A 13566-nucleotide genomic window follows, 5' to 3' on the forward strand; every position below is an offset into this window, starting at 1 on the left:
CCTGAAAAACCCACTGACAGGAGAAAACTACCAAGTCGCGATAATTCCGAATATCCGATTTAATGGCGACCATAGTCCTGAATTAGTGGATGATTCGATGCGCCGTCCAACCTTCGATCTTGATGTGCTGCGTACGTTCGTGACCGGTGTGGAATTCAACAGCTTTGCCAAAGCGGCGGACCGGCTCAATCGCTCCACGTCAGCGGTGAGCGCACAACTCAAGAAGCTTGAGGAACAGATAGGCGCGCCAGTGCTGTCCAAATCCGGTCGAGGGCTGGTGTTGACGCCGGTGGGTGAGTCCCTGCTCAGCCATGCCCGCCAACTGCTTGAACTGAACGACAGCATTTTCCAGACCCTGCACGAAAGCCAGACCGCCGCAACGGTACGCCTGGGGCTGCAGGAAGACTTTGGCGAACACTTTCTCAGCGACATTCTGCGACGCTACGTCAAGATGTACCCGAGGGTGAGCCTCGAAGTCAGGATCGCGCGTAATACCGAATTGCTTGCGTTGATCGACAGCGGTGGCCTGGACCTGGCCCTGACTTGGGACACAGGGCACAAATCCCCTTATGCCAAACGCCTGGGTGAAACGCAGATGCACTGGATCGGGCCTCGTGACACGCCATCGCTCAACTGCTCTGTAGATTCTCCCCTGCCATTGATCATGTTCGACGCCCCTTGCGTGTTGCGCAGCGCGGCAACCCAGGCACTGGATGAGGCGCGAATCCCTTGGCGAATCGCGCTGACCAGCCCCAGCGTTGGTGGAATCTGGGCGGCCGTTGCGGCCGGTTTGGGCCTCACGTTGCGAACCCGCATTGGACTGCCCGGACATCTCGCCGTCATTGCCGGTCTACCCACACTGCCGACCCTTGGCTATGTGCTTTATCGTGGAGCAGAACACCTGGCGCCTGCCACCCGACAACTGGCTGCGTTGATACAAACCAGTCTGGAAGAGCAGGCGTTCAGTATTACTGCGAGCGCCACCGTTTGATGCTGTTCAAAGCAAGTCACCCAAGGTACTTGTAGTACTGGCTGTCATTCAGCACATCTCGAGGTGTTCACCGCAATGCGCGCCTTAGGGTTTGGCACCCCAACGTCGTTGTTTGCTCGGCGCGCATCACTCTTCGTTTCGGATATGGACATTAGCTTTGTCGATACTTTATCTCCGAACAGTATCGTAATCGTAGGGTTTAGTTCCATAGAAAGAATGGATTTCTGTTGCCCAAGACTCATCAGCCATATTAGGCCAATTGTCCTTGTCAAAACCTGGCGCATTTTCCAAGCGCTCTTTCTCTACGTTTAGTACGAAGCGCTTATTTACTGTATCGAGTGTCAATGCATTCCAAGGCACCGCAAACAGTTTTTCTCCCATGCTAAGAAAGCCACCAAAAGATAGAACAGCATAACTCACTCTACCGCTGCGAACATCCAGCATGATTTCCTTAATATCTCCCAAGTCTTCTTCATTATGGTTATAAACATCATTTCCAATGAGTGTGTCAGCCCCCATCAGGTCGGGGCCAGGCCCCTGTTCCTCAGAGCCGGCATCTCGTAGGAGGTTGGTTTTGTATATGCCATAGGTATCGCGATCTTCGTAGTTCATTGTTATCTCCTATCAGCAATCGTCAATCAATCAGAAAAATATACCCACCGCCTTGATGGCTGTATTAGTGGGAGTCACCCGCTTTCGAAAAAGTTGAATTTTTTTTCTGCATGACGACGAATGGCAAGTTGGAGTAAAAAGTCAACAACTTTTAATTAGTGCGCTATCCATGTGGATGCTTGTTTTTATTTTTGGCATTAACCAGATCAATATCATGGATGCATGGATGAAACGATTTCTCATTAATGGCAACAGGTTTGCATGTAACGCATAAATATGACGATTAAGTTTTGCTCACCACTACGACCAAACTTATTTAAATGACAGTTAATATAGGGGAAAGTTCAGAAAAATCTGGAGCAAGACATAAAATTGGCAGGCCCTACATTCCTTATGGGAATGCAGTATATAAAATTAATGAATTTTTATTATGACTGTGTGTGGCGTAGCGTGATGTGATGACATGGAGAACCGCCTTGAATTCATCCCCTCTCAACGCTGCTGAAAAATTTGATACCTCTCGAGCCAATGAGTACGGACGACAGAGCCGTATCGCACTAGCCGGATATGACGCCTGCCACGACCTGATTGCATGCATGCTGGCGGCAAGCCTCGGCAATTCAAGCTCGACAAAAATACTGGTGGTTGGCGCTGGCGGTACTGCACAGGAAATTATTGCTATGGCCAAACTTGAGCCGGGTTGGCACTTCACTGCTGTTGATCCATCTGAGCCGATGCTGGAGGCAGCGAAGCAGCAGTTAGAGGCAAACAATTTGCTTGAAAGGACGACCATGCAACTTGGGCATGTTGAAGACCTGGCTGCAGATGCCTCATATGACGCAGCCACTTTGATCGGGGTACTCCATCATCTCGATGGCGATGATACCAAGCGGGAAATTTTACGATCCATTCGAGCTCGTCTAAAGCCGGGTGCGCCGTTGATTGTCGCGGGGAATCAATATGCTTATGCCAGCCAGCCGTTACTGCTTGCTGCCTGGGGGCAACGGTGGCGGCAGCATGGAGCCAACTCGGATGAAGTGAAGGCCAAGCTTGGGAAAATCCTTCAAGGCGCTGACCCACCACATTCCGAGGCGGCGGTTCAAAAACTTTTGCATGACGCCGGATTCGGAGGCGCTACTCGTTTCTTCAGTAGCCTGTTCTGGAGTGCCTGGTTGACGTGTAAAACGGGTTGAACCTGGAAGCGGGTGGCTGCTTCTGACCGATTGCTGTTCGACCCGAAGGGCTGCTTTCGACTGTGGATTCAACCCGGAGCAGTCATCGAGACTGCCGGTCGCGATGGTTCTGAATCAGGTTCGCAAGTCACCCGCTCTGATGAATTCGATGAGTGCGTTCAAGGCCGGTGGCACATGGCGCCGGCTGGGGTAATAAAGAAAGAATCGGCTTGGCGGTGCTTTCCATTCCTGGAGTATTTCTCTGAGATGCCCGTTGCGGATTTCGTCGCGCGCCAGCTCCTCGTAGACATAGGCAATACCAGCGCCATCTTTCGCCGCCTGGATCATCAGCGCATCGTCTTCCAGAATGAGCGGGCCTGTGACGGATAACCGTATCGGTTGACCGTCTGCCTGATACTCCCAGGCGTAAAGTTTGCCACTGGGAAAACGCCTGGCAATGCACGCATGCTCGAGCAAGTCGCGGGGGGCGTGCGCGATCCCCTTTTCGGCCAGATAGGCATCCGCAGCGACGGTCACGAACGATTGAGGGGCGCCGACAGGGACTGCGATCATGTCGCCGGCCAGGCTTTCACCAAAGCGGACTCCAGCGTCAAATCCACCGTTCACGATATCGGTCAATCCATCGTCGGTGATCAGGTCCAACTGAATACGTGGATACCTGGCCACGAAGGGCGCGAGCACTTTCGCAAACACGATACGAGCCGCCGGGCGCGCCACGTTGAGGCGGAGTTTGCCTGCCGGAACTTCCTGCATCGAGGTCAATTGCGCCAATACATCGGCAACCTGGTGCAGGGTCGGGACTAGCGTCGCCAATAGCTGCTGGCCGGCCTCGGTCGGGGTCACGCTACGAGTGGTTCGGTTCAGCAGCCTGATGCCCAGGCGTGCCTCCAACGCTCGCATCGCATGACTCAACGCGGAAGCCGAAACGCCACGCTCGTCGGCTGCCTTGCGGAAGCTGCGATGGCGAGCGACGGTGGCAAAGGCATCGAGTTCAGAGAGATCGGGGTGATTACTCATGAATGTCGTTCAGTAGTTCAAATACGATTACCCATCTTATCGTCATCAGATCTCTCCCGGATACTGCTCACATCATTTGTGGAGAGGTCGCTATGCAAAAGAATCGTCTTGGATCATCGGAGTTCCTGATTTCGCCTATTGGCTTGGGGACATGGGCAATCGCCGGCGCCGGCTGGGAATACAGTTGGGGAGCGCAGGATGACAAGGACAGCCTGAGTGCACTTGAATATGCCGTCGAACGCGGCGTGAACTGGATTGACACCGCTGCGGTTTATGGCTTGGGCCATGCGGAGCAATTAGTGGGGCAATTGCTGCGTCGGGTGCCGGTCTCTCGGCGTCCTTTGGTGTTCACCAAAGGCAGCCTGGTCTGGGACCCGGTCACGAAGCAGATTTCGCACTCCCTGGCCCCCCAATCCTTGCTCGCCGAGATCGACGCAAGCTTGCGCAGGCTCCAAGTCGAGACGATCGATCTGTATCAGATCCACTGGCCTGCCTTTCCTGCCGACGCAAGCAGTGAAGGTATTGAAATGGCGCTTTCGGCTTTGGCAGCCGCGCGCGATCAAGGAAAAATTCGCGCTATCGGTGTATCGAATTTCGATGTCGCTCAACTCAAGCGGGCGCAGGCGGTGACCGAGATCGTTTCGCTCCAGCCGCCGTACTCCGCCTTGATGCGGGACATCGAGAAAGACGTCCTGCCATTCTGTGAACAGGCCGGATTGGGTGTCCTTGCCTATTCCACACTTCAATCGGGGCTACTGTCCGGCAGCATGACGCGCGAACGCATCTCTCAACTGCCCGAAGACGATTGGCGCAAGGCCCGAAGTGCTGATTTCCAGGAGCCCCGTTTGAGTGCAAACCTGACGTTGGTTGATGTCATGGCACGCATTGGAGAAAGGCACGGGGTGAGTGCTGCGGCGGTCGCTATCGCCTGGGTACTTCGCCAACCGGTAGTGACGGGCGCCATTGTCGGAGCCCGCCGCCCAGCACAAGTCGACGGGCTGATTGCAGCCTCGGCGTTGCGCCTTAGCGCCGCGGAAATCGACGAAATTCGACCGTTCCTGCCGTCGGGCATGGGAACAAATGTTCCTGGCGCCGCCGCCTGACACCCGGGGTGGTCCGAGTGCTCTCCTCCATCGCCATCGCTGGCGGGTGGGCTGTCTCACGCTACAGGTCGCGAAGCGCGCACTTTCTCGTATCGCGCGAATCCGATTTTTATGCCGACCAGAATGGGGGCAGCGATTACAAAAAGCAGGGCCACTGCGATGAACGCTGTGTCGAAGGCAATCACCGTGGACTGACTGGTCACTGACCGGCCCAGAAGGCTCATCGCTGCCCGGCCAGCGGCCACTGCATCCATTCCTTTCGCGCTCAGCATGGCTGCCGTGGTCGTCATCCGTTCGATGACCGCGGCCCCGCCTGGGGTGACGTTGGCGCCGAGGACCACGGCATTGGTGACGACGTTATGGTCGATCAGCGTCTGGAGCCCTGCGACCCCGATAAGGCCACCTAGCTGGCGACCCGTATTGAAAAGGCCTATTCCACTGGCGAGGTTTCGGCTGTTGAGGTGGCTGAAAGCGATCAGCGTGATCGATAGAAACAGGAAGCCAAGCCCCAACCCGCGCAACAGGATAGCCGCCATCATATCGTCCGCGCCGCTTTCGCTGGTCGAACCGGACAGCATCCACATCGCCACCATGATCATCAGGATTCCAAAGGGCACGGTGGCGAACGGCGCAACGCGGCGGGCCTGCATGAGCCAAGCAGATATGAGAAGCGCACCGACAAAAAACGCGCCACTGGGCAACAGCAGCTGACCGGCATCGGTAGGCGTGAACCCGAGGACCGACAGGGCGAACGCCGGAATCAGGAACGCGCTGCCGAACAAGACGGCGCCGGCGACAAAACTGACGATAAAGGCGAAGGAAAAATCGCTCGATTTGAACAGGGTGAAGTCGAACAAGCCCTGCCCTTTGGCCAACACCTGTTGGCCGAGAAATGCCAGCAAAGCCGCTGCGCCGATCACGGTTAGCCACAGGATGCGAGGCTCCTCGAACCAGTCCCATCGGCTGCCCTGGCTGAGAACGTAGGTGAAACACAACAGAGTGGCAGAGATCAGCGAGAAGCCGATCCAGTCAAACGGACGGCACCGGACCTTGGCGGGCATTGGGCCGCCTGCGATCAGCACAAGTCCGGCAGCCGCCAAGGCAATCGGCACAACGCTGAAGAAGATCCATGTCCAGGATTGGCTATCGATCAACCACCCTTGAAGCGCCGGGGCGAGTGTCGCGGGCGCGACAACGGAGCCCATGGCAAACAGGGCCTGGAGGATTGGCTGAAGGGACCGCGGATAAGCGCGAAATATGATCGCCTGGCCCCCGACCAGCAGGGTGCCGCCGGCGAAGCCCTGAATCACCCGAAGTGCAACCAGCAGATCCAGCCGAGCGGTGATGGCGGCAATGCCGCACGCCAGGCCCATGATCAGGATTGAGCTGATGATCACCTGACGCGCAGCGAAACGGTTCATCAGCCAAGGGGCGGTCATGAACCCGATCAACTTGAGCGCGATGTAGCCGATATCCAACCAGGCAAACTCATCAGGCGTTGCATAGGTGTCGCCGATGATGTCGCTGCGTCCGAGCGACAGAACGGTGCTGGCGATCGCTTCCGTCAGCGTGGCAAGCACGATGCCCGCCATGAGCAGGACACCGGTCGTAGCGCTGGCGTTGCTGCGCGTGGCGCTGGCAACCGTGTTCATGAGCCGCCCCCTTGCTCAACCTCGACCCGCGCGGACAGGCCAGGGACGATGCGGCCCGGCAACGGGTTGTGGGCAAGCCGGATCTTTACCGGAACCCGCTGCACGACACGCACAAAGTTCCCTGTTGCGTTGTCGGTGGGCAGCAAGCTGAACGCCGATCCACTACCCGGTGCAAAGCTGTCGACCACGCCTTCAAGTGCTCCGTCGGGATAGCCGTCGACCGTGATCCGCACGCGCTGACCGGGGCGGATATGTTCAAGCTGGGTTTCCTTGAAATTCGCCACGACCCACACATCATTGACCGGCACGATATCGAGCAACGAAACACCCGGCGTAACGAACCGGCCGACGCGGACCTGACGGTTGCCGATAACGCCATCAACAGGCGCGTGTACCACGGTGCTGTCGAGATCGATCTGGGCCAGATCGCGCGCGGCCTGTGCCTGCGCCACAGCAGCAACGGCAGCTTCTCGCTGGGCCACAAGGACGGCGATGCGTTGCTGTTGAGCCTCGACCGTTGCCGAAGCGGCCGAGACCGTCGCCTCGGCTCTGGAGCGTGCCGTGCCGGTTTCATCGACGAGGGCTTGGCTGACCGCGTTGCTGACGATCAGTTTGCGGCTGCGCTCATCGGTCTTGGCCGCCAGATTCATCTGCGCGGCGGCCGAGCGTCGCTGGGCTTCGGCCTGTCGAATCAAGGCACGCTGAAGCTGGGTTTCGGCATCGACATGGGTCAGGCGAGCCTCGGCAGCGCTGACATTGGCCACTGCCTGCGCAAGCCGTGCGCGATAGTCCCGATCGTCAATCCGGAACAGCACGTCACCCGCCCGGACGGTCTGGTTGTCCTCGACCTCTACCGCCGTGACATAGCCGGCAACCTTGGCGGCGAGCGAGGTGAGGTCGCCGCGCACATAAGCGTTATCGGTGGAGGTCGTACCGCTCGAAAACGCCATGGCCCATCCGCCAGCCAATACCACCACGGCACCGATGCACAGCAGGATGCCGATCATCTTTCTCTTGCTTTGCCGCGCCACCACGACAGGGATCTCGACGCTTGCGCCGGTGGCAATGGCGGCCTTGTCCTGAAGCGCGTTCATGTTCTCATTTCCTGTTCAATGCCTGGGACTACAGCAGCCACGGGCGGTAGTGGCCTGCCGCCGGGCTGTCGAGCATTCATGAGCGCGTGATCGGCTCACTTTTTGATAGGTGTAACGAGCGTCTTTTCATCGGTGTCGAGGACGAATACGGCCAACAGGCGTGCGGATTTCGTGTCGCTGGCGTTGGCGCTGACTTCGTGCACGGAGCCCGGCTCCTCTACGAAGTTTTCGCCGACGTTGTAGATCTTTTCCGGCTCGCCTTTGACTTTGATGCGAAACGAGCCCTCCAGGACCGTTGCATAAATGAAGGCCGTTTTCGGATGCGTGTGGGCCGGCGACGCGGCGCCCGGCCCGTACTCGACCACCACGCCCTTCATGCTCTTGCCAGGGATGTTGGGAATTGGGCGGTCGAATACGACCGTCACCTTGCCTGCGGGCGGCTCGGCGGCCGACGCTGCGCTGATCGACAGCACTGCAAAGGCGGCGGCCAAGAGATATCGGGTAAACATGGCAATGCTCCTTGGTGCGTAGGTGTTGTGAGCGCGCGGCCCGTTACCAGGCCGACGCTTTCCTGATGTGTCTTGGGTAGCCTCAGCGCGCCGCTTGGGCCGTCGACTGACCGAGCCAGTCCTCGAAGCGGATTGCACCCAGGCGCGGGTTCTTGCCGGGCGTCAACGATTGATCGTCGAGCACCGAACCGAAGTAGCGCGCATGCACGTCCGGCACGACCTTGCGCGAGTCCTGAGTGGCCCGCAGGAAGCGCCTGACCAGCTCGTCGAGCGGCATGGCCTCGGGACCGGCGACTTCGACCGTGCCATTGACCGGCGTTGCCAGCGTGACCTCGGCGAGCGCCGCCACCACGTCGTCGGACGCCATCGGCTGGATCAGCGCCGGCGACAGGCAAATCTCCTCGCCGACGGTGGCCGCCTGCGCAATGCCGCCGACAAACTCGAAGAACTGTGTGGCACGCAGGATGGTGTAAGGAATGCCGGACGCCTTGATAAGGTTTTCCTGCGCGACCTTGGCCCGGAAATAGCCATTCTCGGGCAGCCGTTCACTGCCGACGATCGACAGGGCTACGTGATGGCGAACCCCGGCAGCCGCTTCGGCAGCCAGCAGGTTACGGCCCGACGTTTCGAAGAAATCGAGAACGGCCTGGTCTTCCCACGAAGGCGCGTTCGCCACGTCGACGACAATATCGGCGCCATCCATCGCCTGGGCCAGGCCCTCGCGGGTGATGCTGTTCACGCCCGTGCTGGGGGCGGCTGCGAGCACGTCATGGCCGCGCTCGCGGAGGATATTCACAAGTTTCGATCCGATGAGGCCGGTGCCTCCAATGACGACGATCTTCATGGTTTCTCTCCGCTTCTCGACGGCAACCATTGCCGTCGATGTAGATCGAGAGTGCCAGCGCGTGTCAGGCAAGTCCTTGTACCGGCCTTGGGTTTGCCTTGAGGCAAGCTTGGTTTTTCGTCCAAAGACTGGCGTCCCTTGCTGGACGGTGCAGTGGATTACACGCTGTCGTATTATTCGATACCACTTACTAATCGCCAGCTCAGACACGGAGTCGGGGGCGCTCGACCAGGGGATTCTCACCTTGCCATTCGTGTTTGAAGACTACGTGCTCGATCAGCAGCGCCGGGAACTGACCTTGCGCGGGCAAGTCGTGGCTGTCGGGCCGCAGGTCTTCGATCTATTGCTGCAGCTCGTCAGCAACAGTGATCGCGTCATGAGCAAGGACGACCTGCTAAAGGCAGTGTGGAGCGGTCGGATCGTCTCGGAATCGACGATCACCAGCCACATCAATGCGGTGCGCAAGGCCATCGGCGATACCGGCGAGGAGCAGCGCCTGGTGCGCACTGTCGCCCGTAAGGGCTATCGCTTCATCGGCGAGATCAAGGTGGATGAGGTCGGAGAAACGCGACAGCCTGACATCGAAGAACCGGCGCCCGTGGACCTGAAGCAAACACCTCCACCCACCCTCGTCCTGCCGGACAAACCCTCCATTACCGTCCTGCCCTTCCACAACCTGAGCGGCGATCCGGAGCAGGAGTATTTCGCCGACGGCATGGTGGAGGACATCATCGCCGCCCTGTCGCGTATCCGCTGGCTGTTCGTCATCGCGCGCAATTCGAGCTTCACCTACAAGGGTCGGGACGTGGACGTCCAGGGCGTCGGCCAGACGCTCGGCGTGCGTTATGTGCTGGAAGGTAGCGTGCGCAAGTCCGGGAACAAGATACGCATCACCGGGCAGCTCATCGACGCGACGACCGGGACGCATATCTGGGCGGAGCGCTTTGAAGGAATGCTCCACGACATCTTCGAGCTGCAGGATCAAATCGCCGAAAGCGTCGTCGGCGCCATAGCGCCGCAGCTGGAACGGGCGGAAATCGAGCGCGCCAAGCGCAAACCGACAGAAAGCCTGGACGCATACGACTATTACCTGCGCGGAATGCCGAAACTGCACAACGGCACCCGCGAAGCCATTGAGGAAGCGCTGCCGTTGTTCTACAAGGCCATCGAGCTCGATCCGGAGTTCGCATCGGCCTATGGCATGGCGGCCTGGTGCCACTTCTGGCGCAAGTTGAATGGCTGGATGACCGATCGGCCTCAAGAAATCGCCGAGGGCGCACGACTTGCGCGTCTGGCAGTAGAGCTCGGCCGGGATGATGCGGTGGCGCTGACGCGAGCCGGACATGCACTTGCCCATCTCGCCGGCGATGTCGATGGCGGCATTGCCCTGCTCGACAGGGCACGCCTGCTCAACCCCAACCTCGCCCCCGCCTGGTTCCTGGGCGGTATCCTGCGCGCACTGCGCGGCGAAACAGACGCCGCCATCGAGCATCTGACCCATGCCGTTCGCTTGAGTCCGCTGGATCCGGAAATGTTCAGGATGCAGGTCGGGATGGCGCTCGCACACTTCGTCGCCGGGCGCTTTGATCCCGCTTCTGACTGGGCGGAAAAGGCGCTGAGGAACCTGCCCTGCCTCCTGGCATCGGTTGCCCTGATCGCGGCCAGTCACGCACTCAGCGGACGCATGGACAAAGCGAAGCAGGCGATGCAGCGTTTGCACGAGCTGGATCCGTCCTTGCGCGTTTCTAACCTGAAGGATTGGCTGCCAATCCAGCGTCCTGAGGATTTTGCGCGGTTCGCTGATGGGTTGCGGCTGGCTGGGTTGCCTGAGTGACTGCGGTTCGGTACCTGATCCAACACCCGATTCACCCGTGTTCCGCTGCCAACATTGACCTGAACTGAGAAATGATCTCTGAAGATAGCCCGGCAGCTTCGAACACTGCGCAGGTGAAGCTAACGGGCGCAGGGCCTGGAGCAGTTATGATGCGGTCTGCAATCACAGCGACTGGACTGTTTCGATAAAGCGTGCGCCCTTCATAACCTACGGCATTCTGTTGTAAGAAGTCAGCGCTGTTCGAGGTATGAGGAACCGTGTCGAGAAGCCCGGCCCTCGCAAGTGCCAGCGTTCCCCCACAGATACCGGCAATTGTCGCTCCACTTGAGCGACTAGCATGAAGAAAGCCTCGAATATCCGGTGCTTCTGCACGTTCCCAGACCATTCCTCCAATGACGACAACAACGTCCGGTTTCCAATCCAGACATTGTTGCAAACTGCTATCGACCGTTACAGCCAATCCACCCTGCGAGCGGAACTGCCCCGTAGCAGAAGCGAAAAACCTGACGTCGATCCCGTAAAACGGGGACGCAGTTCCAGCAATGAAAGCATATTCCCAGTCCGCAAAACCGGGTGTCAGTATCAAACTCACGCGTGCCATCAGTCAGAATCCTCCATGAATGCCGATAACATATGGCGACAACAAACAGACATCAAGGGCTGCTTTGGGTCGCTTTCTGACGGTCGTCGTGACAGGCAGCTATCGGCCCAGAGTGTGTAAAAACGCTTCGCCAAAATCGAAGTGTATGCGTCTACCTTAACTCTGAAATTTATCGGCACGTCAGCAGATGTGGATTTCTCGTAGAAGCGCGATTTTAAGTCCAGCTTGCGACTGAAAAAAGATCGAAAAAAAGTTCGGAGCGATGTAAGCGGGCAGGCATCACACCTTGGCTTGCGAAATACGCATAGACGATCACGGCCCGGGCAGTCCCTGCACAACCGGTTCGATTAACCGCATCAGCCCTTTGGCCAACGGGATAACCAAACCGCTAACGTTAGTCGTCTTCGTATCGTCACATGCACAGACGACGGGTCAGATCATTCAGAAGCCATCGGCCTGCTTTCCCTAAAGAGCGATTTTGCATGTGCGCTGCGTAGATCGTAAGTGTGTCTGGTGTGCGCTGAAGTTCGGCGGTTAATTCAAGCGGTAGGAGGCGTCCTGAAGCCAGATGATCCGCAATCAGATGCTCTGGCATTCGGCACCAACCGAACCCGGCGAGCAAAAAATCCAGCCGCCGTGCCAAATCTACAAACCGCCACTGGTGACTGCCCGTCACCCCATAGCTAGGGCTGTCGGGAGAAACCGGATCGGAAAGTACCAGTTGCACATAAGGCTTGAGGTCTGCGCTTGTTGCCCGACGGCCTAACATAGCCAGGGGATGCCCGCTGGCTACTACTGGCCTCAAGTCGACGCTGAGCAGCGGCTGTGCGGTGATATCGTCGGGCACTGTCGGAATCAATGTGCAAAGCGCCAGTGCCGCATCGCCGTTGCGCAATCGGCGCTCTGCACCGCCTAAGCCTTCTGTAGAAAAACTCACTGCCAGATGCGGAAAAGCCTCTCGGATAGCGCGCAGGCTTTCGATGAGCGGTGCGCTAGGGACTAAAGGGTCTATGGCGAGAGCCAACTCCGGCTCAACCCCTGATGCTGTACTTGCGGCCATTGCTTCAAACTGGGCAGCGCTTGCCAGCACTGCGCGCGCTTGAACCACTAGCACTCTACCTACCTCAGTGAGAGTTGGACGATGGCCGCTGCGATCAAACAGCCTCACACCTTGAACGGACTCAAGTGTGGCAATCGACTGGCTAATGGCAGATTGAGCACGCCGCAGGTGACGTCCTGTTGCCGAGAAACTGCCTGTTTCAGCAATGGTTACAAGGATCCGCAACTGATCCAAGCTGAGATTTCCGATCATGACCCATCACTTAAACAGATGGATTCAATCATATTTACATCACTCCTGCGTAGAGATCGCATTGGGTAGAGTGTGTCGCACATCGCCTAAAGCGACAACGCAAAACATACCGCCGCGTAACCGCGCAGGAGTTACTTTCATGTCCAGGCTTCTCACCATTGAAACCAGCTCACGTGGGGATGCTTCAATCTCCCGGCAGCTCACTCGCCGATTTGTGGCCGCATGGGAAGCTGCACACCCTGGGGGCGCCATCAAAATACGGGATCTGACGGACACTCCACTTACATTCGTGACGGCTCCCTGGTTACAGGCTTACTTCACCCCAGAAACCCAACACTCGCCTGAAATGAAAGCCGTGTTGCAGCTATCCGATGAGCTTGCAGCCGAGTTGCTGGAAACCGATCACGTGGTTATTTCAACGCCGGTCTACAACTATAACGTCCCCGCGGCGCTCAAGGCGTGGCTAGATCACGTGGTGCGTAAAGGCCTGACCTTGGGCTTTGATGGTAAAGGGCTGGTGACCGGTAAAAAGGCAACGGTGCTGCTCGCCTCGGGAGGTGTATACACCAGCGGCTCGCCGATTAGAGACCGTGACATTGCGACCCAATATTTGAAACTGATCCTGAACGTCCTGGGTATCACTGACGTCACCTTTATTGCGGCCGGCGGCGCTAAAGCTGTAGATCTCGGAGAAATCGGCATGCACGATTTTCTGGATACATTTGATCATCAAATTCAACAGTCGCTGGTTTAGACACGCGCTTAGAAGAGTCGGCCGGCATGGGCTAGGGGACATATGGGCCT

The 13566-nt window shown here is 57.9% G+C and carries 13 protein-coding genes; 5 read left to right on the forward strand and 8 right to left on the reverse strand.

Annotated features, from left to right (window positions below; genetic code table 11):
* Positions 1-97 precede the first annotated feature (97 nt).
* Positions 98-991 (forward strand): LysR substrate-binding domain-containing protein, encoded by an 894-nt coding sequence (locus BK662_RS31740; protein ID WP_123360864.1) that lies wholly within the window; start codon positions 98-100, stop codon positions 989-991.
* 168 nt (positions 992-1159) lie between these two features.
* On the opposite strand, the gene BK662_RS31745 is transcribed toward BK662_RS31740, so the two are convergent.
* A complete protein-coding gene (locus tag BK662_RS31745; RefSeq protein WP_123360865.1) occupies positions 1160-1603 on the reverse strand; it encodes a PRC-barrel domain-containing protein in 444 nt (147 codons plus the stop codon).
* Between the two features lie 476 nt (positions 1604-2079).
* Here BK662_RS31745 and BK662_RS31750 point away from each other — a divergent pair, with 476 nt between their 5' ends.
* Positions 2080-2796, forward strand: coding sequence for a class I SAM-dependent methyltransferase (locus BK662_RS31750; RefSeq protein ID WP_123360866.1), 717 nt, complete (start codon positions 2080-2082; stop codon positions 2794-2796).
* Between the two features lie 114 nt (positions 2797-2910).
* On the opposite strand, the gene BK662_RS31755 is transcribed toward BK662_RS31750, so the two are convergent.
* The gene (locus tag BK662_RS31755; RefSeq protein WP_123360867.1) at positions 2911-3813 is read right to left on the reverse strand and encodes a LysR family transcriptional regulator; all 903 of its coding nucleotides are present in this window, start codon (positions 3811-3813) and stop codon (positions 2911-2913) included.
* A gap of 92 nt (positions 3814-3905) precedes the next feature.
* On the opposite strand from BK662_RS31755, the gene BK662_RS31760 reads away from it, so the two are divergent.
* The gene (locus BK662_RS31760) at positions 3906-4916 is read left to right on the forward strand and encodes an aldo/keto reductase (RefSeq protein ID WP_123360868.1); all 1011 of its coding nucleotides are present in this window, start codon (positions 3906-3908) and stop codon (positions 4914-4916) included.
* Positions 4917-4972: 56 nt separating this feature from the next.
* Here BK662_RS31760 and BK662_RS31765 read toward each other — a convergent pair whose 3' ends face one another.
* The 4 genes from BK662_RS31765 to BK662_RS31780 all read right to left on the reverse strand — a co-directional run bounded on the left by BK662_RS31765 (position 4973) and on the right by BK662_RS31780 (position 9015).
* The gene (locus BK662_RS31765; RefSeq protein WP_123360869.1) at positions 4973-6568 is read right to left on the reverse strand and encodes a DHA2 family efflux MFS transporter permease subunit; all 1596 of its coding nucleotides are present in this window, start codon (positions 6566-6568) and stop codon (positions 4973-4975) included.
* A complete protein-coding gene (locus tag BK662_RS31770) occupies positions 6565-7662 on the reverse strand; it encodes an HlyD family secretion protein (RefSeq protein ID WP_123360870.1) in 1098 nt (365 codons plus the stop codon). The genes BK662_RS31765 and BK662_RS31770 overlap by 4 nt, the downstream gene beginning before the upstream one ends.
* Before the next feature lie 95 nt (positions 7663-7757).
* Positions 7758-8171, reverse strand: a complete 414-nt coding sequence (locus BK662_RS31775) for a cupin domain-containing protein (protein ID WP_123360871.1) — start codon at positions 8169-8171, stop codon at positions 7758-7760.
* A gap of 82 nt (positions 8172-8253) precedes the next feature.
* On the reverse strand, positions 8254-9015 hold the full coding sequence (locus BK662_RS31780) for an SDR family oxidoreductase (RefSeq protein WP_123360872.1): 762 nt from the start codon (positions 9013-9015) through the stop codon (positions 8254-8256).
* 244 nt (positions 9016-9259) lie between these two features.
* Between BK662_RS31780 and BK662_RS31785 the strand changes: the two genes are divergently transcribed.
* Positions 9260-10849 (forward strand): winged helix-turn-helix domain-containing protein, encoded by a 1590-nt coding sequence (locus BK662_RS31785; protein WP_185047218.1) that lies wholly within the window; start codon positions 9260-9262, stop codon positions 10847-10849.
* A gap of 31 nt (positions 10850-10880) precedes the next feature.
* Here BK662_RS31785 and BK662_RS31790 read toward each other — a convergent pair whose 3' ends face one another.
* The gene (locus tag BK662_RS31790) at positions 10881-11450 is read right to left on the reverse strand and encodes a DJ-1/PfpI family protein (RefSeq protein ID WP_123360873.1); all 570 of its coding nucleotides are present in this window, start codon (positions 11448-11450) and stop codon (positions 10881-10883) included.
* A 412-nt stretch (positions 11451-11862) separates the two neighbouring features.
* Entirely contained in the window at positions 11863-12762 is a 900-nt protein-coding gene (locus BK662_RS31795) for a LysR family transcriptional regulator (protein ID WP_123360874.1), read from the reverse strand.
* Between the two features lie 139 nt (positions 12763-12901).
* Here BK662_RS31795 and BK662_RS31800 point away from each other — a divergent pair, with 139 nt between their 5' ends.
* The gene (locus BK662_RS31800) at positions 12902-13516 is read left to right on the forward strand and encodes an FMN-dependent NADH-azoreductase (protein WP_123360875.1); all 615 of its coding nucleotides are present in this window, start codon (positions 12902-12904) and stop codon (positions 13514-13516) included.
* Positions 13517-13566: the final 50 nt, after the last annotated feature.

The sequence above is a fragment of the Pseudomonas frederiksbergensis genome, from assembly GCF_003732275.1.
GTDB lineage: Bacteria > Pseudomonadota > Gammaproteobacteria > Pseudomonadales > Pseudomonadaceae > Aquipseudomonas > Aquipseudomonas frederiksbergensis_H.